Source organism: Stenotrophomonas sp. 116085_Sma, from assembly GCF_056479585.1.
In genome coordinates, this window is sequence record NZ_CM151057.1 from 959,916 (window position 1) to 983,510 (window position 23,595).

A 23,595-nucleotide genomic window follows, 5' to 3' on the forward strand; every position below is an offset into this window, starting at 1 on the left:
GAGAGAGCACTATGTCGCGTAAGGGTAATACTCCGCAGCGTTCCGTCCTGCCCGATCCGAAGCACGGAAGCGAAACCATCGCCCGCTTCATCAACATGGTCATGCAGAGCGGCAAGAAGTCCGTCGCCGAAAAGATCGTGTACGGCGCCATGGACGTGATCACCGAGAAGAACAGCAGCGCCAACGCCATTGAGCTGGTGCAGAAGGCTCTGGACAACGTCGCTCCGGCGGTCGAAGTCAAGTCGCGCCGCGTCGGTGGTGCCACCTACCAGGTGCCGGTCGAAGTGCGTTCGTCGCGCAAGATGGCCCTGGCCATGCGCTGGCTGATCGACTCCGCGCGCAAGCGTGGTGAGAACACCATGCCGAAGAAGCTGGCTGCTGAACTGATCGACGCCTCGGAAAACCGTGGTGGCGCCATCAAGAAGCGCGAAGAAACCCACCGCATGGCCGAAGCCAACAAGGCCTTCGCCCACTACCGCTGGTGAGTTTGACGGCCTTGTAAAACAGGCAGGGCAGCACCACTTCGGTGCGTGCTGCCTCGCGGTCCCAGAAAGACTGCGCCAATCCGAAGGCCGCCGAAAGGCGGCGTTCGGCCATCCGAAATCCAAGAAATCTGAGAGGCTCCCGTGGCCCGTTCCACTCCCATCGAGCGTTACCGTAACTTCGGCATCATGGCTCACATCGATGCCGGCAAGACCACCACGTCCGAGCGCATCCTGTTCTACACCGGCAAGAGCCACAAGATCGGTGAAGTGCATGACGGCGCCGCCACCATGGACTGGATGGAGCAGGAGCAGGAGCGTGGCATCACGATCCAGTCCGCTGCCACCACCGCGTTCTGGAAGGGCATGGACAAGTCCCTGCCGGAGCACCGCTTCAACATCATCGACACCCCCGGGCACGTCGACTTCACCATCGAAGTGGAGCGCTCGCTGCGCGTGCTCGACGGTGCCGTCTTCGTCCTGTGCGCCGTCGGTGGCGTGCAGCCGCAGTCGGAAACCGTGTGGCGCCAGGCCAACAAGTACCACGTGCCGCGCATCGCGTTCGTCAACAAGATGGACCGCACCGGTGCCAACTTCCAGAAGGTCGTCGGCCAGCTGAAGGCCAAGCTGGGCGCGGTTGCCGTGCCGATGCAGCTGCCGATCGGCGCTGAAGACAACTTCAAGGGCGTCGTCGACCTGCTGAAGATGAAGGCCATCCACTGGGATGAGGCTTCGCAGGGCATGAAGTTCGAGTACAGCGACATCCCGGCTGATCTGCAGGCGGCTGCGGAAGAGGCTCGCCAGTTCATGGTCGAGACCGCTGCCGAAGCCAGCGAAGAGCTGATGGAAAAGTATCTGGGCGGCGAAGAGCTGGCCGAGGCCGAAATCATCAACGCGCTGCGTACCCGCACCCTTGCCACCGAGATCGTGCCGATGTACTGCGGCTCGGCCTTCAAGAACAAGGGCGTGCAGGCCATGCTGGACGGCGTGATCCAGCTGCTGCCGTCGCCGGTCGACGTGCCGGACGTGAAGGGCGTGGACGTTGACGACGACACCGTCGAAATGACCCGCAAGTCGGACGACAAGGCTCCGTTCTCGTCGCTGGCCTTCAAGATCATCACCGACCCGTTCGTCGGCGCGCTGACCTTCTTCCGTGTCTACTCGGGCACTCTGAACGGTGGCGACACCGTGCTGAACTCGGTGAAGGGCAAGAAGGAGCGCATCGGCCGCATCCTGCAGATGCACTCGAACAACCGCGAGGAAATCAAGGAAGTTCTGGCTGGTGACATCGCCGCTGCCGTGGGCCTGAAGGACACCACCACCGGTGACACCCTGTGCGCCGTGGACGCCCCGATCATCCTGGAGCGCATGACGTTCCCGGAGCCGGTGATCTCGATGGCCGTCGAGCCGAAGACCAAGTCGGACCAGGAAAAGATGGGTCTGGCCCTGGGCCGTCTGGCGCAGGAAGATCCGTCGTTCCGCGTCAAGACCGACGAAGAATCCGGCCAGACCATCATCTCGGGCATGGGCGAGCTGCACCTGGACATCATCGTCGACCGCCTGAAGCGCGAGTTCAACGTTGAAGCCAACGTCGGTGCGCCGCAGGTGGCCTACCGCGAAACCATCACCCTGGCCGACGTCAAGTCGGACTACAAGCACGCCAAGCAGTCCGGTGGTAAGGGTCAGTACGGTCACGTCGTGATTGAGCTGTCGCCGATCACCGCTGAAGATCGTGCCGATCCGAAGATCGCTCCGATGATCAAGGACGACTTCCTGTTCATCAACGACATCACCGGCGGCGTGATCCCGAAGGAATTCATTCCGTCGGTTGAAAAGGGCCTGCGCGAAACCATCACCAGCGGCCCGCTGGCTGGCTTCCCGGTCGTGGACGTCAAGGTGAAGCTGGTGTTCGGTTCGTACCACGACGTCGACTCCTCGGAAATGGCGTTCAAGCTGGCTTCGTCGATGGCCTTCAAGCAGGGCTTCGCCAAGGCCAAGCCGGTGCTGCTGGAGCCGATCATGAAGGTCGAGATCGTGACCCCGGAGGATTACCAGGGTGACGTGATGGGCGACGTCAGCCGTCGTCGCGGCGTGCTGCAGGGTTCCGACACCACCGGTGACGGTTCGGCCAGCATCATCAACGCGATGATCCCGCTGGGTGAAATGTTCGGTTACGCCACTGCACTGCGTTCGCAGACCCAGGGCCGCGCCACCTTCACCATGGAATTCGATCACTACGAGCCGGCGCCGACCAACATCGCCGAAGCCGTCATGAAGAAGGGCTGAGCCTCGCTCAGCCTCTCTTGAAACCACTTACGAACAATCAAGGTATAGAACAATGGCAAAGGGTAAGTTCGAGCGCACCAAGCCGCACGTCAACGTCGGCACCATCGGTCACGTCGACCACGGCAAGACCACGCTGACCGCTGCACTGACCAAGATCGGTGCCGAGCGCTTCGGTGGCGAGTTCAAGGATTACTCCTCGATCGACGCCGCTCCGGAAGAAAAGGCTCGTGGCATCACGATCTCGACCGCGCACGTCGAATACGAATCCCCGGTCCGTCACTACGCCCACGTCGATTGCCCGGGCCACGCTGACTACGTCAAGAACATGATCACCGGTGCCGCCCAGATGGACGGCGCGATCCTGGTGTGCTCGGCCGCTGACGGCCCGATGCCGCAGACCCGCGAGCACATCCTGCTGTCGCGTCAGGTCGGCGTGCCGTACATCGTCGTGTTCCTGAACAAGGCCGACATGGTTGACGACGCCGAGCTGCTCGAGCTGGTCGAGATGGAAGTGCGCGAGCTGCTGAGCAAGTACGATTTCCCGGGCGACGACACCCCGATCATCGCTGGTTCGGCCCGTCTGGCGCTGGAAGGCGACCAGAGCGACATCGGCGTGCCGGCCATCCTGAAGCTGGTCGACGCCCTGGACAGCTGGATCCCGGAGCCGGAGCGTGCGATCGACAAGCCGTTCCTGATGCCGGTGGAAGACGTGTTCTCGATCTCGGGCCGCGGCACCGTGGTGACCGGTCGTATCGAGCGCGGCGTGATCAAGGTTGGCGACGAAATCGAAATCGTCGGCATCCGTCCGGTGCAGAAGACCACCGTGACCGGCGTTGAAATGTTCCGCAAGCTGCTGGACCAGGGGCAGGCAGGCGACAACGCTGGCCTGCTGCTGCGCGGCACCAAGCGTGACGACGTCGAGCGTGGCCAGGTTCTGGCCAAGCCGGGTTCGATCAAGCCGCACACCAAGTTCGAAGGCGAAGTCTACGTCCTGTCGAAGGACGAGGGCGGCCGTCACACCCCGTTCTTCAACGGCTACCGTCCGCAGTTCTACTTCCGCACCACCGACATCACCGGCGCAGCTGCGCTGCCGGAAGGCGTCGAAATGGTGATGCCGGGTGACAACGTCAAGATGGTCGTCACCCTGATCAACCCGGTGGCAATGGACGAAGGCCTGCGCTTCGCCATCCGCGAAGGTGGCCGTACCGTCGGCGCCGGCGTGGTCTCGAAGATCATCGAGTAATCTGGTAGTATCTGCGCCCCGATGTTGCCTGGGTAGGGCATCGGGGCGTATCAAATGGGAAAGCAGGCACAGGATGTGCCTTGTGTTCCCCGGACCAGGAAGGGTCAATGCCATTCAGGCGGCGTCAACAGGCGACTGTTGACAGCTGCCTTGCGTGCCATTATGCTTCTACGTCTGGGCAGGCCTGGGAACGGGTCTGCCTACGTTTTTGAGGTCTATGGAGTGACCTTGTCGGCCTGCAGGAGTGTGGGCCGTCCGTATTCAGGAATTTCATGGGGCAAAGCAACCCAGAGGCTTTGTCTGTCGCTCTTTTAACGAAGGAACCTACCGCCATGGCGGACCAAAAGATCCGGATCCGGCTGAAAGCGTTCGATCATCGTCTGATCGACCGTTCGGCCAGCGAGATCGTTGAAACGGCAAAGCGGACCGGCGCGCAAGTGCGTGGCCCGATCCCGCTGCCGACCAAGATCGAGCGTTACACCGTTCTCGTTTCCCCGCACGTCGACAAGGACGCGCGTGACCAGTACGAGACCCGCACGCACAAGCGCGTGCTCGATATCGTTGACCCGAATGACAAGACCGTGGACGCGCTGATGAAGCTCGAACTGGCTGCCGGCGTCGACGTTCAGATCAAGCTGACCTGAGGACTACGACCATGACGAAGAAGTATTCGTTGGGCTTCGTGGGCCGCAAGGCCGGCATGAGCCGCGTGTTCACTGAAGATGGCCGCTCCATCCCGGTGACCCTGATCGAAGCAACCCCGAACCGCATCGCGCAGATCAAGACCGTCGAAACCGACGGCTACAGCGCCGTGCAGGTGACCGTCGGCGCGCGTCGCGCTGCCCTGGTCAACAAGCCGGAAGCCGGCCACTTCGCCAAGGCGAAGGTGGAAGCGGGTCGTGGCCTGTGGGAATTCCGCGTTGAAGACGCGCAGCTCGGCGATTTCGCCGTTGGCGGCGAAGTCAAGGCGGACATCTTCGAAGTCGGCCAGATCGTCGACGTCCAGGGTGTCACCAAGGGTAAGGGCTTCCAGGGCACCATCAAGCGCCACAACTTCCGTATGGGCGATGCAACCCACGGTAACTCGCTGTCGCATCGCGCGCCGGGTTCGCTGGGCCAGCGCCAGACCCCGGGTCGCGTTTTCCCGGGCAAGAAGATGTCGGGCCACATGGGCGCGGTGCAGCAGAGCACCCAGAACCTGGAAGTGGTCAAGGTCGACGTCGAGCGCGGTCTGATCGCGGTTCGCGGCGCCGTTCCGGGCGCGGCGGGTGGCGATGTGATCGTCCGTCCGGCGAGCAAGGCATAAGGAGAGATGACGATGGAACTCGTTATCACGGGTAGCAACAACAAGGTCTCGGTCTCCGAAGCCGTGTTCGGTCGCGATTTCAGCGAAGATCTGGTCCACCAGGTCGTCGTTGCTTACCGCAACGCCGGTCGCGCCGGCACCAAGGCACAGAAGACTCGCTCTGAAGTGGCTGGTACCACCAAGAAGTCGAAGAAGCAGAAGGGCGGCGGCGCGCGTCATGGCGCACTGACGGCTCCGATCTTCGTCGGCGGCGGTGTCACCTTCGCGGCCAAGCCGCGCAGCTTCGAGCAGAAGGTCAATCGCAAGCAGTACCGTGCCGCCATGTGCGCGATCCTGTCCGAGCTGAACCGTCAGGGCCGTCTGACCATCGTGGAGTCCTTCGACGTCGAAGTGACCAACACGAAGGGTCTGATCGCCAAGCTGGCCGGCCTGGAAGTGGGCAAGCGCCCGCTGATCGTCACCGAAGAAGCGTCCGAGCACCTGTACCTGTCCGCCCGCAATCTGCCGTACGTGCAGGTGCGTGACGTCCAGGGTCTGGATCCGGTCTCGCTGGTGGGTGCCGACACGGTCGTCATCACCGCTGACGCGGTCAAGAAGGTCGAGGAGTGGCTGGCATGAACAGCAACGAAAAAATCTTCAGCGTGCTGCGTGCCCCGCGTGTCTCCGAAAAGACCGCGCGCCTGCAGGAACTCTCCAACCAGTATGTCTTCGAAGTTTCGAACGAAGCCACCAAGGCCGATGTAAAGGCCGCGGTTGAGCAGCTGTTCGACGTCAAGGTCGAAGCCGTCAACGTGGTCAACGTCAAGGGCAAGAACAAGTCCTTCCGTAACCGTGCTGGCCGCCGCGGCGATTGGCGCAAGGCGTACGTTCGCCTGGCCGATGGCCAGTCGATCGATGTAACGGCCAAGGCCTGAGGTACATCCCATGCCATTGATGAAATTCAAGCCCACTTCCCCCGGCCGCCGTTCGGCCGTGCGCGTGGTCACTCCCGACCTGCACAAGGGTGCTCCGCACGCCGCGCTGGTCGAGTCGCAGAGCCGCTCGGGTGGTCGTAACCACCATGGCCGCATCACCGTGCGTCACGTCGGTGGTGGTGCCAAGCAGCACTACCGCATCATCGACTTCAAGCGCAACAAGCTGGGCATCCCGGCGCGCGTGGAACGCATCGAATACGATCCGAACCGCACCGCCCACATCGCTCTGCTGTGCTACGTCGACGGTGAGCGTCGCTACATCATCGCCCCGAAGGGCCTGAAGGCTGGTGATCAGGTGATCGCTGGTTCGGATGCCCCGATCAAGGCTGGCAACACCCTGCCGCTGCGCAACATCCCGGTCGGCACCACCATCCACTGCATCGAACTGAAGCCGGGCAAGGGCGCTCAGATCGCTCGCGCCGCCGGTGCGGCCGTGCAGCTGGTGGCTCGCGAAGGCATCTACGCCACCCTGCGCCTGCGCTCGGGTGAAATGCGCAAGGTTCCGGTCGAGTGCTGCGCCACCATCGGCGAAGTCGGCAACGACGAGCACAGCCTGGAAAAGCTGGGCAAGGCCGGTGCCAAGCGTTGGCGCGGCGTCCGCCCGACCGTTCGTGGTGCTGCCATGAACCCGGTTGACCACCCGCACGGTGGTGGTGAGGCCAAGGCCGGCCAGGGTAACCCGCATCCGGTCACCCCGTGGGGTGTCCCGACCAAGGGTTACAAGACGCGCCATAACAAGCGCACTCAGCAGTTCATCGTCCGCGATCGTAGGGGCTAATCGACCATGGCACGTTCACTCAAGAAGGGCCCGTTCGTCGATCACCACCTCGTCAAGAAGGTGGAGGCCGCTGCGGGCAGCAAGAAGCCGATCAAGACCTGGTCGCGCCGTTCGATGATCCTGCCTGACATGGTAGGCGTCACCATTGCCGTGCATAACGGCAAGAACCACATCCCGGTTCTCGTCAACGAGAACATGGTCGGCCACAAGCTCGGCGAATTTGCCATCACCCGGACCTTCAAGGGTCACGGTGGTGACAAGAAGTCGGGCAAGTAAGGAGAGATGACAATGGAAGCGAAAGCCATCCTGCGCACTGCGCGCATCTCCCCGCAGAAGGCTCGTCTGGTCGCTGACCAGGTGCGCGGTCTGCCGGCCGAGCGTGCGGTCAACCTGCTGAAGTTCTCGGACAAGAAGGCTGCCCACCTGATCAAGAAGGTGGTGGAGTCGGCTATTGCAAATGCCGAGAACAACCAGGGCGCCGACGTCGACGAGCTGAAGGTTCAGACCATCATGGTTGATGAAGGTCCGACCCTGAAGCGTTTCATGGCGCGGGCGAAAGGCCGCGGTACCCGCATCCTCAAGCGCACCAGCCACATCACTGTGGTTGTGGGCGCCGCCAAGTAAGCGGATAAGGAAAAGACCATGGGTCATAAAGTTCATCCGATTGGTATCCGCCTCGGCATTTCCAAGGACTGGAACTCCAAGTGGTACGCCAACAAGGCCGAGTTCGCTGGTTACCTGGCAGCCGACCTGAAAGTGCGCGAAATGCTGCGCAAGAAGCTGGCTCAGGCCGGCATCAGCAAGATCCTGATCGAGCGTCCGGCCAAGACCGCTCGCGTGACGATCCACACCGCCCGTCCGGGCGTGGTGATCGGCAAGCGCGGTGAGGACATCGAGAAGCTGCGCAAGGAAGTGAGCGAGATGATGGGCGTCCCGGCGCACATCAACGTCACCGAAGTGCGCAAGCCGGAACTGGACGCGCAGCTCGTTGCCGAGTCGATCGCCCAGCAGCTGGAGCGTCGCATCATGTTCCGCCGTGCAATGAAGCGCTCGGTCGGCAACGCGATGCGCTTGGGTGCCCTGGGCATCAAGGTCAACGTCGGTGGCCGCCTCAACGGTGCAGAAATTGCCCGTTCGGAGTGGTACCGCGAAGGCCGCGTGCCGCTGCACACCCTGCGTGCCGACATCGACTATGGCTTCGCTGAAGCCAAGACGACCTACGGCATCATCGGCATCAAGGTCTGGATCTACAAGGGCGAGGTCTTCGATTTCTCCCAGGTTGGCCAGGAAAAGCAGGACGACACCCCGTCGCGCAACGATCGTCACGATCGCGGCGACCGTGGTGACCGTCAGCGCCCGGCCCGTGAAGCGAGGTAACGACAATGTTGCAACCCAAGCGAACCAAGTACCGCAAGGTACACAAGGGCCGTAACGATGGCCTGAGCTGGAGCGCCAACGCTGTCAGCTTCGGCGAATACGGCCTGAAGGCAACCGCACACGGTCAGCTGACCGCGCGTCAGATCGAAGCGGCCCGCCGCTCGATCAGCCGCTACGTCAAGCGCGGCGGCAAGATGTGGATCCGCGTGTTCCCCGACAAGCCCATCACCAAGAAGCCCATCGAAGTCCGAATGGGTTCTGGTAAGGGCAACGTGGAATACTGGGTGGCCCAGATCCAGCCCGGCCGCATGATCTATGAAATCGAGGGTGTTTCCGAGGAAGTGGCTCGCGAGGCGTTCCGCCTGGCCGCCGCCAAGCTCTCGGTCACCACCACTTTCGTGACCCGTACGGTGCGCTGATGGATATCAAAACTCTCCGTGAAAAGTCGGCTGACGAACTCAAGGCCCACCTGATCGACCTGCGTAAGGAACAGTTCTCTGTCCGTATGCAGCAGGTCACCGGCCAGCTGCCGAAGACCCACGACATTCGCCGGGTCCGTCGCGAGATTGCTCGCGTCAAGACCCTGCTCGGCAGCACGAAGTAAGGATGGCCGCTATGAGCGACAATACTGAAAAGAAGACGCTGCGCACGGTCGAAGGCCGTGTCGTCAGCAACAAGATGGACAAGACGGTTACCGTCCTGGTTGAGCGTCAGGTCAAGCACGCGCTGTACGGCAAGTACATCAAGCGCTCGACCAAGCTGCACGCCCACGATGCCGACAACGCCTGCAAGGAAGGCGATGTCGTCCGCGTGACCGAGATTGCTCCGATGTCCAAGACCAAGAACTGGCGCGTGGTGGAAGTCATCACGCGTGCGGCTGAATAAGGAGTCTGAATCATGATCCAGATGCAGAGCTACCTTGACGTCGCGGACAATTCGGGTGCCAAGCAGGTGATGTGCTTCAAGGTGCTGGGTGGTTCCAAGCGCCGTTACGCCGGCATCGGCGACATCATCAAGGTCACCGTGAAGGATGCGATTCCGCGCGGCAAGGTCAAGAAGGGTGAAGTGTATGACGCCGTCGTGGTGCGTACCCGCAAGGGTGTGCGTCGCGCCGACGGCTCGCTGATCCGCTTCGACGGCAACGCTGCCGTTCTGCTGAACAGCAAGCAGGAGCCGATCGGTACCCGTATCTTCGGGCCGGTGACTCGTGAACTTCGTTCGGAGAAGTTCATGAAGATCGTCTCGCTCGCTCCCGAAGTGCTGTGAGCGACAGGAGATAATCATGGCTAACCGTATCAAGAAGGGCGACCAGGTTGTCGTCAACGCTGGCAAGGACAAGGGCAAGCAGGGCGAAGTCGTCCGCGTCGATGGCGACCGTGTGGTCGTCGCCAACGTGAACATCGTCAAGCGCCACACCAAGCCGAACCCGCAGGCAGGTGTTGCCGGCGGCGTGGTCGAGCGCGAAGCTTCGATCCATATCTCCAACGTGAATGTTCTGAACCCGGCTTCGGGCAAGGGCGAACGCGTTGGCTTCAAGGTGCTGGAGGATGGACGCAAACTGCGTGTGTTCCGCTCCAGCGGTGAGGCGCTCGACGCCTGAGGAATGAGAAGATGAGTTCCCGTCTCGAAAAGTTCTACAAGGACGAAGTGGTGCCGGCGCTGATGAAGCAGTTCGGCTACACCAATCCGATGGAAGTGCCGAAGCTGGTCAAGGTCACCCTGAACATGGGTGTCGGCGAAGCGGCCACCAACAAGAAGATCCTGGAAAACGCCGTCGGCGACATGACCAAGATTTCCGGCCAGAAGCCGGTTGTCACCAAGTCGCGCGTGTCGGTTGCGTCGTTCAAGATCCGCGATGGTTGGCCGATCGGCTGCAAGACCACGCTGCGTCGCCACAAGATGTACGAGTTCCTGGATCGCCTGATCAACATCTCGCTGCCGCGCGTGCGCGACTTCCGTGGTGTTTCCGGTCGTTCCTTCGACGGCCGCGGCAACTTCAACATGGGTGTGAAGGAGCAGATCATCTTCCCGGAAATCGACTTCGACGCCGTCGACGCGATCCGCGGTATGGATATCGCCATCACCACCACTGCGAAGACCGACGCGGAAGCGAAGGCGCTGCTGGCAGCGTTCAAGTTCCCGTTCCGTAACTGATCTGTCGAGGAAACCGAAATGGCAAAGACCTCCATGGTCAACCGCGACATCAAGCGGGAAAAGCTGGCAAAGAAGTACGCTGAAAAGCGTGCGGCTCTGAAGAAGATCGTGTCCTCCGTGGACGCGACCTACGAAGAGAAGATCGACGCCGCAACCAAGCTGGCCAAGCTGCCGCGCGATTCGTCGCCGAGCCGCCAGCGCAACCGTTGCGAGCTGTCGGGTCGTCCGCGTGGCGTCTACAGCAAGTTCGGCCTGGGCCGTAACAAGCTGCGTGAAGCCACCATGCGTGGCGACGTCCCGGGTCTGCGCAAGGCCAGCTGGTAATCCCAGCCGGCCCTGCGATCAGGAGCCCCTTCGGGGGTTCCTGAACCGGGCAGGGGAGGCATTCAGCTTTCCCGACGCAAAAAAACCGAAGAGCCCGGCGCAAGCCGGGCTCTTTTGGCGTATACTCCCGCGTCTTGCCCTGCGCAAACGGGGTCGTAGGAGTGGGCTTCCGGCCCGCTGCATCAAGGGACCTGGCCCGTTTCCAGGAGACAACAGATTTTCGCGAAAGCGGATATCGGTGCACTCAAAGGTACTCATATGAGCATGACTGATCCCATCGCCGACCTGCTGGTCCGCATCAAGAATGCGGCCGCGGTAGGCAAGCAGACGGTGAAGGCCCCGTCGTCCAAGATCAAGGTTGCGATCGCCCAGGTCCTGAAGGACGAGGGTTACATCACCGACCTGCGCGTGACCCAGCTGGAAAACAACAAGTCCGAGCTGGAAATCGTGCTGAAGTATTTCGAAGGCAAGCCGGTCATCGCGACCCTGAAGCGCTTCTCGCGTTCGGGCCTGCGCCAGTACCGCGGCAAGAGCGAGCTGCCGAAGGTCATGAACGGCCTGGGTATCTCCATCATTTCCACCTCCAAGGGCATCATGACTGATGCGCAGGCGCGCCAGCTGGGCGTCGGCGGCGAAGTCCTGTGCTTCGTGGCCTAAGGCGAAAGGAGTAGAACTATGTCCCGCGTAGCCAAGAAGCCGATTACCCTGGGTAAGGTTGAACTGAACGTCCAGTCGGACAGCGTCACCGCCAAGGGCCCGAAGGGTACCCTGTCGCTGGCCAAGCCGGCCGGTATCGCCATCAACGTCGACAACGGCGTTGCCACCCTGAGCACCGAGAACGCCGAGCTGGTCGCACTGACCGGTACCGTGCGTGCGATCCTGTCCAATATGGTCAAGGGCGTGTCCGAAGGCTTCGAGCGCAAGCTGGAGCTGGTCGGCGTGGGTTACCGCGCTGCCATGCAGGGCAAGGACCTGAGCCTGTCCCTGGGCTTCTCGCACCCGGTCGTGTTCGTGGCGCCGGAAGGCATCACCATCACCACCCCGACCCAGACCGAGATCCTGGTCCAGGGCGCTGACAAGCAGGTCGTCGGTGAAGTTGCCGCCAAGATCCGTGCGTTCCGCAAGCCGGAGCCATACAAGGGCAAGGGCGTGAAGTACTCCGACGAAGTCATCATCCGTAAGGAAGCCAAGAAGGCATAAGCGCGAGTCCCTCGCAAGAGCCCGCACATCCCTGTGCGGACTTCTCAGGGAAAAGCTCTTCCTTCAGCTTTCAAGGAATAATCAAAATGAACAAGAACATCGCCCGCCTGCGTCGCGCCAAGTCGACCCGCGCCCACATCCGTGAGCTCGGCGTCGCCCGCCTGTCGGTGCTGCGCACCGGCCAGCACCTGTACGCCCAGGTCTTCACCGCCGACGGTTCCAAGGTGCTGGCTGCCGCCAACACCACCCAGACCGACGTCAAGGAAGGCCTGAAGAACGGCAAGAACGCCGACGCCGCCGCCAAGGTCGGCCGTATCGTCGCTGAGCGCGCCAAGGCCGCCGGCGTCGAGAAGGTTGCCTTCGATCGTTCGGGCTACCGCTACCACGGCCGCATCAAGGCCCTGGCAGAAGCCGCCCGCGAAGCCGGCCTGCAGTTCTAAGGGATAAGGGCAGGGGACCTGTGGTCTCCTGCCCGCCTGCTCGCCCGCCTGAGTGAGGCGGGACGGCGCCACTCTTCTGCAGTGGTTCACCGGGACAACGCGACATTCCACAACCATAAGCGGCCTCGAGCCGTACATACCCAAACAACCAAGGAATCAACATGGCAGAAGAGCGTCAGCAGCGGGGTCGCGATCGCGACCGTAACCGCGAAGAGAAGATCGACGACGGCATGATCGAAAAGCTGGTCGCGGTCAACCGCGTCAGCAAGACCGTCAAGGGTGGCCGCCAGTTCACCTTCACCGCCCTGACCGTTGTCGGCGACGGCGAAGGCAAGGTCGGTTTCGGTTATGGCAAGGCCCGCGAAGTGCCGGTCGCCATCCAGAAGTCGATGGAACAGGCCCGCAAGAACCTGGTCAGCGTTGACCTGAACAACGGCACCCTGTGGCACACCATCAAGGATGGTCACGGCGCAGCCCGCGTGTTCATGCAGCCGGCTTCGGAAGGTACCGGTGTGATCGCCGGCGGTGCCATGCGCGCCGTGCTGGAAGCCGTTGGCGTGAAGAACGTGCTGGCCAAGGCCACCGGTTCGCGCAACCCGATCAACCTGGTGCGTGCCACCGTGAAGGGCCTGTCTGCTGCGCAGTCGCCGGCCCGCATCGCGGCCAAGCGCGGCAAGAAGGTGGAGGAACTCAACCATGGCTAATGAGTCCAACAAGACTGTCAAGGTCCGCCTGGTGCGTGGCCTGCGTGGCACCCAGTCGCGTCACCGCCTGTCGGTGCGTGCCCTGGGCCTGAACAAGCTCAACGATGTGCGTGAACTGAAGGACAGCCCGCAGGTGCGCGGCCTGATCAACAAGGTTCAGTACCTCGTCCAGGTTGAGGAGTAATCGACCATGACTCTGCGTCTCAATGAACTGAGCCCGGCACCGGGCGCCCGCACCGAGCGTACCCGCGTCGGTCGCGGTATCGGCTCGGGCCTGGGCAAGACTGCCGGCCGCGGCCACAAGGGTTCGTTCGCCCGCAAGGGTGGCGGCAAGATCAAGGCTGGCTTCGAAGGCGGCCAGACCCCCATGCAGCGTCGTCTGCCGAAGATCGGCTTCCGTTCGCCGATCGCCAAGGACACCGCTGAAGTGCTGCTGTACGCGCTGGACAAGCTGCCGGCCGGTGAGATCGACTTCGCCGCCCTGCGTGCTGCCAAGCTGGTCCCGAGCACTGCCAAGAAGGCCAAGGTCGTCGTCAAGGGCGAAGTGACCAAGGCGTTCACCCTGAAGGGTATTGCTGCCACGGCTGGTGCCAAGGCCGCGATCGAAGCTGCCGGCGGCAGCGTAACGGAGTAAGAAAATCATGGCGCAAGCTGGCATCGGTAACCTCGCGGGCGGAATGGGCAAGTTCACTGAACTTCGCCAACGTTTGCTGTTCGTCGTCGGGGCTTTGATCGTCTATCGCATCGGCTGCTACGTGCCGGTGCCGGGCGTCAATCCCGATGCCATGCTTGCCATGATGCAACAGCAGGGCGGCGGCATCGTGGACATGTTCAACATGTTCTCGGGCGGCGCCCTGCACCGTTTCAGCATCTTCGCGCTGAACGTGATGCCGTACATCTCGGCATCGATCGTGATGCAGCTGGCCGTGCACATCTTCCCCGCCCTGAAGGCGATGCAGAAGGAAGGTGAGTCCGGCCGCCGCAAGATCACCCAGTATTCGCGCATCGGCGCCGTGCTGCTGGCAGTGGTGCAGGGCGGCTCGATCGCGCTGGCCCTGCAGGGCCAGGTCTCGCCGTCGGGCGCACCGGTCGTGTACGCACCGGGCATGGGCTTCGTGCTCACCGCCGTGGTCGCGCTGACCGCCGGCACCATGTTCCTGATGTGGGTCGGTGAGCAGGTCACCGAGCGCGGCATCGGCAACGGCGTGTCGCTGATCATCTTCGCCGGTATCGTCGCCGGCCTGCCGGGTGCGGTCATCCACACCTTCGACGCCTACCGCGACGGCAACATCCAGTTCATCCAGCTGCTGCTGATCGCCATCGTCGTGCTCGCCTTCACCTTCTTCGTGGTGTTCGTCGAGCGTGGCCAGCGCCGGATCACGGTCAACTACGCGCGCCGCCAGGGCGGTCGCAACGCGTACATGAACCAGACCTCGTTCCTGCCGCTGAAGCTCAACATGGCCGGCGTCATCCCGGCGATCTTCGCCTCGAGCCTGCTGGCCTTCCCGGCCACCCTGGCCATGTGGTCCGGCCAGGCGGCCAACCAGAGCAGCTTCGGCCAGGTTCTGCAGAAGGTCGCCAATGCCCTGGGCCCGGGCGAACCGCTGCACATGATCGTGTTCGCCGCACTGATCACCGGCTTTGCGTTCTTCTACACCGCGCTGGTGTTCAACTCGCAGGAAACCGCCGACAACCTGAAGAAGTCCGGCGCGCTGATTCCGGGCATCCGTCCGGGCAAGGCCACCGCCGACTACATCGACGGCGTGCTGACCCGCCTGACCGCGGCGGGCTCGGCCTACCTGGTGATCGTCTGCCTGCTGCCGGAACTGATGCGCACGCAGCTGAACGCCTCGTTCTACTTCGGCGGTACTTCGCTGCTGATCGTGGTGGTGGTGGTGATGGACTTCATCGCCCAGGTGCAGGCGCACCTGATGTCCCACCAGTACGAGAGCCTGCTGAAGAAGGCCAACCTGAAGGGCGGCAACCGCGGCGGTTTTGCCCGCGGCTGATTGGCCTGTTATACTTTCGTCTTCCTGACGTGATGGTCCCTCCGCTTCGCGGACTCCGGCCACACAAACGAAGGGCGGCCCCCGCAGCGGTTCCGGGTGGGGGTGTGATGAGGTGGTCCCGCGCTGGAGTAGCGCGGGCGGCCCCGGGGGAAACCCCAGGTCCAACCCCATCCGGCGCCGGAGCCTGGGCACACTCCCCAGGCCGGGTTCATGAAACCAATGGTTTCACGGGCTTCCATGTAAACCGGAACCTTGTTAGTATCGCTAGTTCACTTTTTTGATCCATCCTGCCGGATTGGCGTGCCCGAGGCGCGCTGTCGGCCATCACTCAGCTGGAGAACCGCGTCATGGCGCGTATTGCAGGCGTCAACCTGCCAGCCCAGAAGCACGTCTGGGTCGGGTTGCAAAGCATTTACGGCATCGGCCGTACCCGTTCGAAGAAGGTCTGCGAAGTCGCAGGCGTTGCTTCGACCACCAAGATCCGCGATCTGTCGGAGCCGGAAATCGAGCGCCTGCGCGCCGAAGTCGGCAAGTACATCGTGGAAGGCGATCTGCGCCGTGAAATCGGCATCGCGATCAAGCGCCTGATGGACCTGGGCTGCTACCGCGGCCTGCGTCACCGTCGTGGCCTCCCGCTGCGTGGCCAGCGCACCCGTACCAACGCCCGCACCCGCAAGGGTCCGCGCAAGGCGATCAAGAAGTAAGGGACTGAGAAATGGCTAAGCCCGCTGCTAAGACCAAGAAGAAGATCAAGCGCGTCGTCACCGACGGCGTTGCCCACGTCCACGCTTCGTTCAACAACACCATCGTCACCATCACCGACCGCCAGGGCAACGCTCTGTCGTGGGCGACCTCCGGTGGCGCTGGCTTCCGCGGTTCGCGCAAGTCGACCCCGTTCGCTGCCCAGGTGGCTGCTGAAAAGGCCGGTCGCGCTGCGCTGGACTACGGCGTGAAGTCGCTGGAAGTCCGCATCAAGGGCCCGGGTCCGGGCCGTGAGTCGGCCGTGCGTTCGTTGAACAACGTCGGCTACAAGATCACCAACATCATCGACGTGACGCCTATCCCGCACAACGGGTGCCGTCCGCCGAAGAAGCGTCGCGTCTAAAGGGAGCGATAAGAAATGGCTCGTTATATCGGTCCTACCTGTAAGCTCGCCCGTCGCGAAGGCGCCGACCTGTCCCTGAAGAGCCCGGCGCGTGCGCTGGACTCCAAGTGCAAGCTGGAGCAGAAGCCCGGCCAGCACGGCGCCACTGCCCGCAAGGGCAAGCTGTCCGACTACGCTACCCAGCTGCGTGAAAAGCAGAAGGTCAAGCGTATCTACGGCCTGCTGGAGCGTCAGTTCCGCAACTACTACAAGAAGGCCTCGACCAAGAAGGGCAACACCGGCGAGAACCTGCTGCAGCTGCTGGAAACCCGCCTGGACAACGTCGTCTACCGCATGGGCTTCGCCGTGACCCGTCCGGCTGCCCGTCAGCTGGTGTCGCACCGCGGCGTCACCGTGAATGGCAAGTCGGTCAACCTGGCTTCGTACCAGGTCAAGGCTGGCGACGCCATCGCCCTGTCTGAAAAGGCTGCCAAGCAGCTGCGCGTCCAGGAAGCCCTGACCGTCGCCGCCCAGCATGACCTGAGCCCGTCGTGGGTTGAAGTGGATTCCGGCAAGTTCACCGGTATCTTCAAGGCTGTTCCGGATCGTTCGGATCTGCCTGCGGACATCAACGAAGCGCTGATCGTCGAGCTGTATTCGAAGTAATTCACATTGGAGAGCCCCCGGCGACGGCCGGGGGTTCACTAGGAGAACCCGCAACATGACGGTTACCGCCAACCAGGTTCTGCGTCCTCGCGGTCCGCAGATCGAACGCCTTACCGACACCCGTGCAAAGGTCGTTATCGAACCTTTGGAGCGGGGTTACGGGCATACGCTGGGTAATGCCCTGCGTCGCGTGCTGCTGTCGTCCATCCCGGGCTTCGCCATCACGGAAGTCGAAATCGACGGCGTGTTGCATGAGTACACCACGGTCGAAGGTCTGCAGGAGGACGTGCTCGAAGTCCTGCTGAACCTCAAGGACGTGGCCATCCGTATGCACTCCGGCGACAGCGCCACCCTGTCCCTGTCCAAGCAGGGCCCGGGCGTTGTCACCGCTGCCGACATCAAGGTCGACCACAATGTGGAGATCCTGAACGGCGACCATGTGATCTGCCACCTGACCAAGGACACGGCAGTCAACATGCGTCTGAAGATCGAACGTGGTTTCGGCTACCAGCCGGCTGCCGCGCGTCGTCGTCCGGACGAAGAAACCCGTGCCATCGGCCGCCTGGTCCTGGATGCCTCGTTCTCGCCGGTCCGCCGCGTCGCCTATGCCGTGGAAGCGGCCCGCGTCGAACAGCGTACCGACCTGGACAAGCTGGTCATCGATATCGAGACCAACGGTACCATCGATGCCGAGGAAGCCGTGCGCACCGCCGCCGACATCCTCAGCGACCAGCTGTCGGTGTTCGGTGACTTCACCCACCGCGACCGCGGTGCGGCCAAGCCGGCCAACAACGGCGTGGATCCGGTGCTGCTGCGCCCGATCGACGATCTGGAGCTGACCGTGCGTTCGGCCAACTGCCTGAAGGCTGAAAGCATCTACTACATCGGCGATCTGATCCAGAAGACCGAAGTGGAGCTGCTGAAGACCCCGAACCTGGGCAAGAAGTCGCTCACCGAGATCAAGGAAGTGCTGGCTCAGCGCGGCCTGTCGCTCGGCATGAAGCTGGAGAACTGGCCGCCGGCCGGCGTCGCCAGCCACGGCATGCTGGGCTGATATCGGTAATGCCTGAGGGCTCCACCGTTCGCGGTGGAGCCTTCAACGCAACACAACATGCCACGACGAACCCAAGGTTCGCGGGCAGGTCGTCCAGGATGGATGGCCAGGACCAACCGCAGTCCGCGCAGCAACGCCAGGATGGCGACAACGATCCACACAGCCTCATCATTAACCAAGGAATATCACCATGCGTCACCAGAAGTCTGGCCGTAAGTTCAGCCGCACCAGCGCCCACCGCGAAGCGATGTTCAAGAACATGGCTGCCTCGCTGTTCAAGCACGAGCTGATCAAGACCACCCTGCCGAAGGCCAAGGAACTGCGCCGCGTTGCCGAGCCGCTGATCACCCTGGCCAAGGTCGACTCCGTCGCCAACCGCCGTCTGGCCTTCGCCCGCCTGCGCGACAACGAAGCCGTGGGCAACCTGTTCACCATCCAGGGCCCGCGCTACGCGAACCGTCCGGGCGGCTACCTGCGCCTGCTGAAGTGCGGCTTCCGCGCCGGCGACAACGCGCCGATGGCCTACGTCGAACTGGTCGACCGTCCGGTCGTGGCCGAGGAAGTGGCCGAGTAATCGGACCGCTCCAACGCGACACAGCGAAAGCCCGGCCTCTGCCGGGCTTTTGCGTTTCTGCGGGGTCGGATTCCGGGCCGCAGGCACGGGCTCTGACCCGCACCGTTCCGACAGGCGTGCCGTGTGGCGGTTCGAACGGGGCGCGCTGTCGGTTACGCTTGGCGCCTGATCCATTCGAGCGTTGACGATGAATCCACTGCGCTGGCCCTTCCGCGCCCAGTTCTTCCTGGGCTTCCTGATCTGCGCGGGCCTGCTGGGCTACGCCATCTTCCTGCAGCTGAAGATGGGCCTGGAGCCGTGTCCGTTGTGCATCTTCCAGCGCCTGGCGTTCGCTGCGCTGGGCCTGCTGTTCCTGATCGGTGCGCTGCATGGTCCGTCCAACCGCCCGGGACGCGCGACCTATGGCGTGCTGGCCTTCATTGCCGCGGCAGTAGGTGTCGGCATCGCCGCGCGCCACGTCTACGTGCAGATGCTGCCGCCGGAAATGGGTTCCACCTGTGGCCCGCCGCTGGCCTTCCTGAGTGAGACCATGGGGCCGCTGGAAGTGTTCCGCACGGTGCTGACCGGTACCGGCAACTGCGGCAACATCGACTGGACGTTCCTGGGCCTGACCATGCCGATGTGGTCGGGCGTGTGGTTCGTGCTGCTGGCGCTGTGGGCGCTGGTGGTGTCGCTGCGCAAGGTCAGGCGCTGAAGGCAGGACGGGGTCGGATCCCTTTGCATCGCAAAGGGATCTGACCCCTTTCCCAACCCCATTTCCGGTGCGGGGGCAGAGCCCTTTCCTGCGGAAAGGGATCTGACCCCTGTCTGATCAGAAATCCTGCTGCAGGCTCAGGTAGGCACCGCGGCGTGGTCCCCACTGCGGGGCGAACACACCCACGCCGCCACCGTCGCGCAGCTGGTAGCTGCGGTCCAGCGCGTTCATCACCGCCAGCTGCACATGCAGCGGATGCCCGCTGTCGGCGTTGAAGTCATGCCCGGCGCTGAGGTTCACCTGCAGGTACGACGGCAGCTCGCCGCCGTTGGGCACGCCCTCGATGTCCGAACGCAGGCCGCTGCCGAACACGTAGTTGGCGCCGATCCGGTTGTGCCCGGCGAAGGCGTAGCTGAGGCCACCCGACGACGTCAGCTTCTGGTCGTGGTCGAGGTGGATCCAGTGATCGGCCACATAGGCCAGGGCATCCGGATCGAGGTTGTACTGGCTGGTGATGACCTGGGTGCCGATCGCCTTGTTGTAGGCCGCGTTGAAGTAGGCGCTGAACGGGCCGTTGCTGTAGTCGGCGCTGAACTCCAGGCCGCGGATGTGGCCACGGCGATAGTTGAAGGTCGAGTAGATGTAGGCGGCGCCGAACTGGCCTTCATCCTGCAGGCGCGTGACGCGCCGATCGTAGGCATCCAGGCCGAGCGTCAGGTGCTCGCCCAGTTGCTGTGAGAGACCGATGTCGTAGTAGTCGCTGCGCTCGGCCAGCGGTGTGTTGTTGCCGCCACTGGGTTGCTGGTTGGTGGTGCCGTCGTACAGCGCAATGTCGCTGCTGGCGATCAACTCGCTGGCCGGTGGCGTGAAGTAGCGCGAATAGCCAGCGTGCACGGTGGTGCTGTCGCTGGCATTCCAGACCACGCCCACGCGCGGGCTGAGCTGGCCCTCGCTGCGGCCGAAGGCCCTGTAGCGGTCGCCGCGCAGGCCGTAGTTCACGGTCCAGTCCTCGCCGATCTTCCACTCGTCCTGCACGTACAGTGCCAGCGTGCTGGCGTGGAACGCGCTGCGATCGGCAATCAGCAGCGGCGTGGTGCTGGACTGCTGGCCGTTGTCGTCAACCGGGAACACCCAGCTGCTGCTGCTGGCCCGCGCGTTCTCGTAGTTGCCGTACAGGCCATAGCGCAGCGTGTGGTCGTTGCCCAGCGGCGTGGAGAAATCGGCCTGCAGGGTGTTGGCGCGATTGCTGCGCAGCACCTGCGAGGCGACGCCACTGAACACCAGGTCACCGATGACATCGGGATTGAAGCCGACATCGCTGTAACGCTGCCCGGCCGAGAGCTGATAGGCGGTGCTGCCCAGCGAGCCCTGCAGTACCAGCATGCCGAAACGGGTGGTCTCGCGCTGGGTTTCATCCAGCTGGCTGGAATCGAAGGTGGAGGTATCGAGATAGCCGAACTGCGGCGCCTGGCCTGGATTGACCGGAATCTGGAAGCGGTTGTTGGCGAAGCCGGCAAACACGCTCAGGCGGGTGCTCTCATTGACCAGGTAGGTCAGGTCGGCGAATGCCTTGCCCTGGTGCGTGTCGTCGTGCAACGGCTTGCGCGTGTTGGTGGGATTCTCCAGGCCGACATCGTTCTGATCGTAGTTGCCGGTCAGGAACCAGCTCCAGCGCCCCTGGCTGCCCCACCAGGAGGCATTCGGATTGACCTTGCCGAACGAGCCGGTGGTCAGCCCCGCGCTGCCGCCGTTGCCCAGCTCGGCACCGTTGCGGGTGGTGATGTCGACCACCGCCGCGGTGCGCTCGCCGAACTGTGCCGGCAGCGCGCCGTCCATCAGGCGGATGCTCTTGATGGTGCGCGCGTCCAGGGTCTGGCCGAAGCCAGAGATCGATTCGGGCAGCAGCACGCCGTTGATGCGGTACTGCAGATTGGCGTGGTCGCCACGCACATGCACGCCGCCATAGGAGTCCTGGACCACGCCCGGGGCCTGCAGCAGCACCTGGCTGAGCGGCGCGGAGGCGCCCAACGGCTGTTTCTGGATGTCCTCGGCAGTGATCTGGTACTGGCTGCTGCCGATGTCCGGCGACAGCGTGTTGCGGGCCTGGTCGAGCTGGGCGTGGACGGTGACCGCGTCCAGGTCCTTGACGGACGAAGAGGTGTCGTCGGCTGCCAAGGCGAAGGCGGGCAGGCTGGCCAGGGCCAGGGCCAGGGCGAAGGTGATGCCGGTAGCGAGGGGCGAGGGCTTCATGGCGGATAGGCTGTGGAAGGGGCCAATGGGGATTGAGTGTTACTTCGTAACAGTGCGTGGCGAATCATGCGCCTGTCCGGCTGGCCTTGGGCATGCGGCTTTTGGCCGATCGCGATGCCCTTTCCCCGGCGTTCAGTCATGTGCAGACGGCGTTCGACCCTTTGCGACAGCGGTCGGCTCTGCGACCATGAACGTCCCCCACCTCCGGAAGTCTGCAATGAGTCTGTCAGCCGTTTCGCCTGTCCCCGATCCTGCCGCGACTGCTGCTGGCGCTGGCTGGTCGCCGGAGAGCTGGCGTGGCAAGACCGCGCTGCAGATGCCGACCTATCCAGACCCGGTGGCGCTGGACGCGGCCCTGCACGAGCTGAAGCGGCTGCCGCCGCTGGTCACCTCATGGGAGATCCTGGCGCTGAAGCAGCAGCTGGCCGAGGCCCAGGAGGGCAAGCGCTTCCTGCTGCAGGGGGGCGACTGCGCCGAGAATTTCAGCGACTGCGAATCGGGCACCATCTCCAACCGCCTGAAGGTGCTGCTGCAGATGAGCCTGGTGCTGGTGCACGGCCTGCGCCAGCCGGTGATCCGCGTTGGCCGCTTCGCCGGCCAGTACGCCAAGCCCCGCTCGGCCGATACCGAGACCCGCGACGGCGTGACCCTGCCCAGCTACCGCGGCGATGTGATCAACGCGCCGGCCTTCACCGAAGCAGCACGCCTGCCGGACCCGAAGCGGATGCTGCAGGCCCACGCGCATTCGGCGATGACGATGAACTTCGTGCGCGCGCTGATCGACGGTGGTTTCGCCGACCTGCACCACCCCGAATACTGGAACCTGGAGTGGGTAAGCCACTCGCCGCTGGCCGCCGAGTACCAGAAGATGGTGGCCTCGATCGGCGACGCGGTGCACTTCATGGAGACCCTGGCTGGGGCTCGCGTGCACAACCTCAACCGCATCGATTTCTACACCTCGCACGAAGCGCTGCTGCTGCCCTACGAGCAGGCGCTGACCCGGCAGGTGCCGCGCCAGCAGGGCTGGTTGAACCTGAGCACGCATTACCCGTGGATCGGCATGCGCACCGCCGCGCTCGATGGCGCGCACGTGGAATACCTGCGTGGCGTGCGCAACCCGATCGCGATCAAGGTCGGCCCGTCGGTGACGCCGGACCAGCTGTTGCGCCTGATCGACGTGCTCAACCCGCATGACGAGCCGGGCCGCCTGAGCTTCATCCACCGCATGGGCGCCGCGCAGATTGCCGAGAAGCTGCCGCCGCTGCTGGACGCGGTCAAGCGCGATGGTCGTCGGGTGCTGTGGGTGTGCGATGCGATGCATGGCAACACCGAGAGCACCGCCAACGGGTTCAAGACGCGCCGCTTCGACAACGTGCGTGGCGAAGTGGAGATGTCGTTCGACCTGCATGCCGCGGCAGGCACGCGCCTGGGTGGCGTGCACCTGGAACTGACCGGCGAGGACGTGACCGAATGCACCGGTGGCGCGCGCGAGCTGACCGAGCGTGACCTGGAGCGTGCGTATCGTTCGACGGTGGATCCGCGGTTGAATTACGAGCAGTCGCTGGAGATCGCGATGGCGATCGTGCGCAAGCAGGAACAAGTGCGGTAAGGGTTTTTCGGCAGGGCTTGCAGCCCTGCACCTGCTGCAATCAACGGCAACGGCAACGGCAACGGCAAAAGCAAAAGCCGACGCGGCATTCCGTGGGATGGCGGGGCGGTGTGGGTGGTCAGGACACGCCGTAAACCCATCCTTGGGGGCTCGATGGCGCCATCCATGGCGCCAACGGTCCTGCCCACCCACACCGCCCCGCCTCTGACAGATCCCTGCGGCTGTTGGTAGGTGTCGACCTTGGTCGACACGGTGGGTCCACGCCATGCGTGGATGAATGTCTGTCAGATTTCGAAATCAGAAGATGGGGTCAGATCCGTTTTCCTCTGGAAAACGGATCTGACCCCAGACTTTGCTGGCAGATCGCAGGAAACTGTCGAAGGCGGG

At 63.3% G+C, this 23,595-nt stretch carries 33 protein-coding genes; 32 read left to right on the top strand and 1 reads right to left on the bottom strand.

The window, feature by feature from the left end:
• Nucleotides 1–11 precede the first annotated feature (11 nt).
• The 31 genes from rpsG (at nt 12) to ACZK0Z_RS04465 (ending at nt 19,349) form a co-directional block, all read left to right on the top strand.
• Nucleotides 12–485, top strand: a complete 474-nt coding sequence (gene rpsG / locus ACZK0Z_RS04315) for a 30S ribosomal protein S7 (protein WP_004145321.1) — start codon at nt 12–14, stop codon at nt 483–485.
• Between the two features lie 141 nt (nt 486–626).
• Nucleotides 627–2,768, top strand: a complete 2,142-nt coding sequence (fusA, locus tag ACZK0Z_RS04320) for an elongation factor G (RefSeq protein ID WP_019662237.1) — start codon at nt 627–629, stop codon at nt 2,766–2,768.
• 52 nt (nt 2,769–2,820) lie between these two features.
• Entirely contained in the window at nt 2,821–4,011 is a 1,191-nt protein-coding gene (gene tuf / locus ACZK0Z_RS04325) for an elongation factor Tu (RefSeq protein WP_004154360.1), read from the top strand.
• Nucleotides 4,012–4,343: 332 nt separating this feature from the next.
• Entirely contained in the window at nt 4,344–4,655 is a 312-nt protein-coding gene (gene rpsJ / locus ACZK0Z_RS04330) for a 30S ribosomal protein S10 (RefSeq protein ID WP_005408208.1), read from the top strand.
• Nucleotides 4,656–4,666: 11 nt separating this feature from the next.
• The gene (rplC, locus tag ACZK0Z_RS04335) at nt 4,667–5,317 is read left to right on the top strand and encodes a 50S ribosomal protein L3 (RefSeq protein WP_004145336.1); all 651 of its coding nucleotides are present in this window, start codon (nt 4,667–4,669) and stop codon (nt 5,315–5,317) included.
• A gap of 12 nt (nt 5,318–5,329) precedes the next feature.
• The gene (gene rplD, locus ACZK0Z_RS04340; RefSeq protein ID WP_049432779.1) at nt 5,330–5,935 is read left to right on the top strand and encodes a 50S ribosomal protein L4; all 606 of its coding nucleotides are present in this window, start codon (nt 5,330–5,332) and stop codon (nt 5,933–5,935) included.
• Nucleotides 5,932–6,231 carry a 50S ribosomal protein L23 gene (gene rplW / locus ACZK0Z_RS04345; RefSeq protein ID WP_004145338.1) on the top strand — a complete coding sequence of 100 codons (300 nt, stop codon included), beginning with the start codon at nt 5,932–5,934 and terminating at the stop codon, nt 6,229–6,231. Before rplD ends, rplW begins: the two co-directional genes overlap by 4 nt.
• A 10-nt stretch (nt 6,232–6,241) precedes the next feature.
• Complete coding sequence (rplB, locus tag ACZK0Z_RS04350) at nt 6,242–7,069, top strand: 50S ribosomal protein L2 (protein ID WP_004145339.1); 828 nt, start codon at nt 6,242–6,244, stop codon at nt 7,067–7,069.
• 6 nt (nt 7,070–7,075) lie between these two features.
• Nucleotides 7,076–7,345, top strand: coding sequence for a 30S ribosomal protein S19 (gene rpsS, locus ACZK0Z_RS04355; protein ID WP_004154485.1), 270 nt, complete (start codon nt 7,076–7,078; stop codon nt 7,343–7,345).
• A gap of 12 nt (nt 7,346–7,357) precedes the next feature.
• Nucleotides 7,358–7,693 (top strand): 50S ribosomal protein L22, encoded by a 336-nt coding sequence (gene rplV, locus ACZK0Z_RS04360; protein ID WP_004145348.1) that lies wholly within the window; start codon nt 7,358–7,360, stop codon nt 7,691–7,693.
• An 18-nt stretch (nt 7,694–7,711) separates the two neighbouring features.
• Nucleotides 7,712–8,446, top strand: coding sequence for a 30S ribosomal protein S3 (gene rpsC, locus ACZK0Z_RS04365; RefSeq protein WP_004145350.1), 735 nt, complete (start codon nt 7,712–7,714; stop codon nt 8,444–8,446).
• Between the two features lie 5 nt (nt 8,447–8,451).
• Nucleotides 8,452–8,865 carry a 50S ribosomal protein L16 gene (gene rplP, locus ACZK0Z_RS04370; RefSeq protein ID WP_004154486.1) on the top strand — a complete coding sequence of 138 codons (414 nt, stop codon included), beginning with the start codon at nt 8,452–8,454 and terminating at the stop codon, nt 8,863–8,865.
• Nucleotides 8,865–9,050: a 50S ribosomal protein L29 gene (rpmC, locus tag ACZK0Z_RS04375; protein ID WP_004154487.1), complete on the top strand. Its 186-nt coding sequence runs from the start codon at nt 8,865–8,867 to the stop codon at nt 9,048–9,050. Before rplP ends, rpmC begins: the two co-directional genes overlap by 1 nt.
• A gap of 11 nt (nt 9,051–9,061) precedes the next feature.
• Entirely contained in the window at nt 9,062–9,331 is a 270-nt protein-coding gene (gene rpsQ, locus ACZK0Z_RS04380; protein ID WP_004154489.1) for a 30S ribosomal protein S17, read from the top strand.
• Nucleotides 9,332–9,343: 12 nt separating this feature from the next.
• Entirely contained in the window at nt 9,344–9,712 is a 369-nt protein-coding gene (gene rplN / locus ACZK0Z_RS04385; RefSeq protein ID WP_004145357.1) for a 50S ribosomal protein L14, read from the top strand.
• A 16-nt stretch (nt 9,713–9,728) separates the two neighbouring features.
• Nucleotides 9,729–10,046 (top strand): 50S ribosomal protein L24, encoded by a 318-nt coding sequence (gene rplX, locus ACZK0Z_RS04390; protein WP_004154490.1) that lies wholly within the window; start codon nt 9,729–9,731, stop codon nt 10,044–10,046.
• An 11-nt stretch (nt 10,047–10,057) separates the two neighbouring features.
• Complete coding sequence (gene rplE / locus ACZK0Z_RS04395) at nt 10,058–10,600, top strand: 50S ribosomal protein L5 (RefSeq protein ID WP_004154491.1); 543 nt, start codon at nt 10,058–10,060, stop codon at nt 10,598–10,600.
• 18 nt (nt 10,601–10,618) lie between these two features.
• Nucleotides 10,619–10,924: a 30S ribosomal protein S14 gene (rpsN, locus tag ACZK0Z_RS04400; protein WP_005408209.1), complete on the top strand. Its 306-nt coding sequence runs from the start codon at nt 10,619–10,621 to the stop codon at nt 10,922–10,924.
• Between the two features lie 258 nt (nt 10,925–11,182).
• The gene (rpsH, locus tag ACZK0Z_RS04405; RefSeq protein ID WP_005408210.1) at nt 11,183–11,581 is read left to right on the top strand and encodes a 30S ribosomal protein S8; all 399 of its coding nucleotides are present in this window, start codon (nt 11,183–11,185) and stop codon (nt 11,579–11,581) included.
• Between the two features lie 18 nt (nt 11,582–11,599).
• Nucleotides 11,600–12,124, top strand: coding sequence for a 50S ribosomal protein L6 (rplF, locus tag ACZK0Z_RS04410; protein ID WP_014646052.1), 525 nt, complete (start codon nt 11,600–11,602; stop codon nt 12,122–12,124).
• An 80-nt stretch (nt 12,125–12,204) separates the two neighbouring features.
• On the top strand, nt 12,205–12,564 hold the full coding sequence (rplR, locus tag ACZK0Z_RS04415; RefSeq protein WP_169411773.1) for a 50S ribosomal protein L18: 360 nt from the start codon (nt 12,205–12,207) through the stop codon (nt 12,562–12,564).
• Nucleotides 12,565–12,725: 161 nt separating this feature from the next.
• A complete protein-coding gene (gene rpsE, locus ACZK0Z_RS04420) occupies nt 12,726–13,268 on the top strand; it encodes a 30S ribosomal protein S5 (protein ID WP_005408213.1) in 543 nt (180 codons plus the stop codon).
• Nucleotides 13,261–13,452, top strand: coding sequence for a 50S ribosomal protein L30 (rpmD, locus tag ACZK0Z_RS04425; RefSeq protein WP_005408214.1), 192 nt, complete (start codon nt 13,261–13,263; stop codon nt 13,450–13,452). Before rpsE ends, rpmD begins: the two co-directional genes overlap by 8 nt.
• A gap of 6 nt (nt 13,453–13,458) precedes the next feature.
• Nucleotides 13,459–13,902 (top strand): 50S ribosomal protein L15, encoded by a 444-nt coding sequence (gene rplO, locus ACZK0Z_RS04430; RefSeq protein WP_004154498.1) that lies wholly within the window; start codon nt 13,459–13,461, stop codon nt 13,900–13,902.
• A 7-nt stretch (nt 13,903–13,909) separates the two neighbouring features.
• Nucleotides 13,910–15,277: a preprotein translocase subunit SecY gene (secY, locus tag ACZK0Z_RS04435; RefSeq protein WP_005415420.1), complete on the top strand. Its 1,368-nt coding sequence runs from the start codon at nt 13,910–13,912 to the stop codon at nt 15,275–15,277.
• 347 nt (nt 15,278–15,624) lie between these two features.
• Complete coding sequence (gene rpsM, locus ACZK0Z_RS04440) at nt 15,625–15,981, top strand: 30S ribosomal protein S13 (RefSeq protein WP_004154500.1); 357 nt, start codon at nt 15,625–15,627, stop codon at nt 15,979–15,981.
• An 11-nt stretch (nt 15,982–15,992) separates the two neighbouring features.
• Nucleotides 15,993–16,382 carry a 30S ribosomal protein S11 gene (gene rpsK, locus ACZK0Z_RS04445; protein WP_004145443.1) on the top strand — a complete coding sequence of 130 codons (390 nt, stop codon included), beginning with the start codon at nt 15,993–15,995 and terminating at the stop codon, nt 16,380–16,382.
• A 15-nt stretch (nt 16,383–16,397) separates the two neighbouring features.
• Nucleotides 16,398–17,027, top strand: coding sequence for a 30S ribosomal protein S4 (rpsD, locus tag ACZK0Z_RS04450; RefSeq protein WP_004145446.1), 630 nt, complete (start codon nt 16,398–16,400; stop codon nt 17,025–17,027).
• Between the two features lie 55 nt (nt 17,028–17,082).
• Nucleotides 17,083–18,081 carry a DNA-directed RNA polymerase subunit alpha gene (locus ACZK0Z_RS04455; protein ID WP_004145453.1) on the top strand — a complete coding sequence of 333 codons (999 nt, stop codon included), beginning with the start codon at nt 17,083–17,085 and terminating at the stop codon, nt 18,079–18,081.
• A gap of 190 nt (nt 18,082–18,271) precedes the next feature.
• Entirely contained in the window at nt 18,272–18,655 is a 384-nt protein-coding gene (gene rplQ / locus ACZK0Z_RS04460; RefSeq protein ID WP_459004461.1) for a 50S ribosomal protein L17, read from the top strand.
• Nucleotides 18,656–18,842: 187 nt separating this feature from the next.
• Entirely contained in the window at nt 18,843–19,349 is a 507-nt protein-coding gene (locus ACZK0Z_RS04465) for a disulfide bond formation protein B (protein ID WP_049432774.1), read from the top strand.
• A gap of 117 nt (nt 19,350–19,466) precedes the next feature.
• Here the strand turns inward: ACZK0Z_RS04465 and ACZK0Z_RS04470 are convergent, their stop codons facing one another.
• Entirely contained in the window at nt 19,467–21,599 is a 2,133-nt protein-coding gene (locus tag ACZK0Z_RS04470; RefSeq protein WP_197632990.1) for a TonB-dependent receptor, read from the bottom strand.
• Between the two features lie 217 nt (nt 21,600–21,816).
• On the opposite strand from ACZK0Z_RS04470, the gene ACZK0Z_RS04475 reads away from it, so the two are divergent.
• On the top strand, nt 21,817–23,208 hold the full coding sequence (locus ACZK0Z_RS04475; protein WP_049432769.1) for a class II 3-deoxy-7-phosphoheptulonate synthase: 1,392 nt from the start codon (nt 21,817–21,819) through the stop codon (nt 23,206–23,208).
• Nucleotides 23,209–23,595 lie beyond the last annotated feature (387 nt).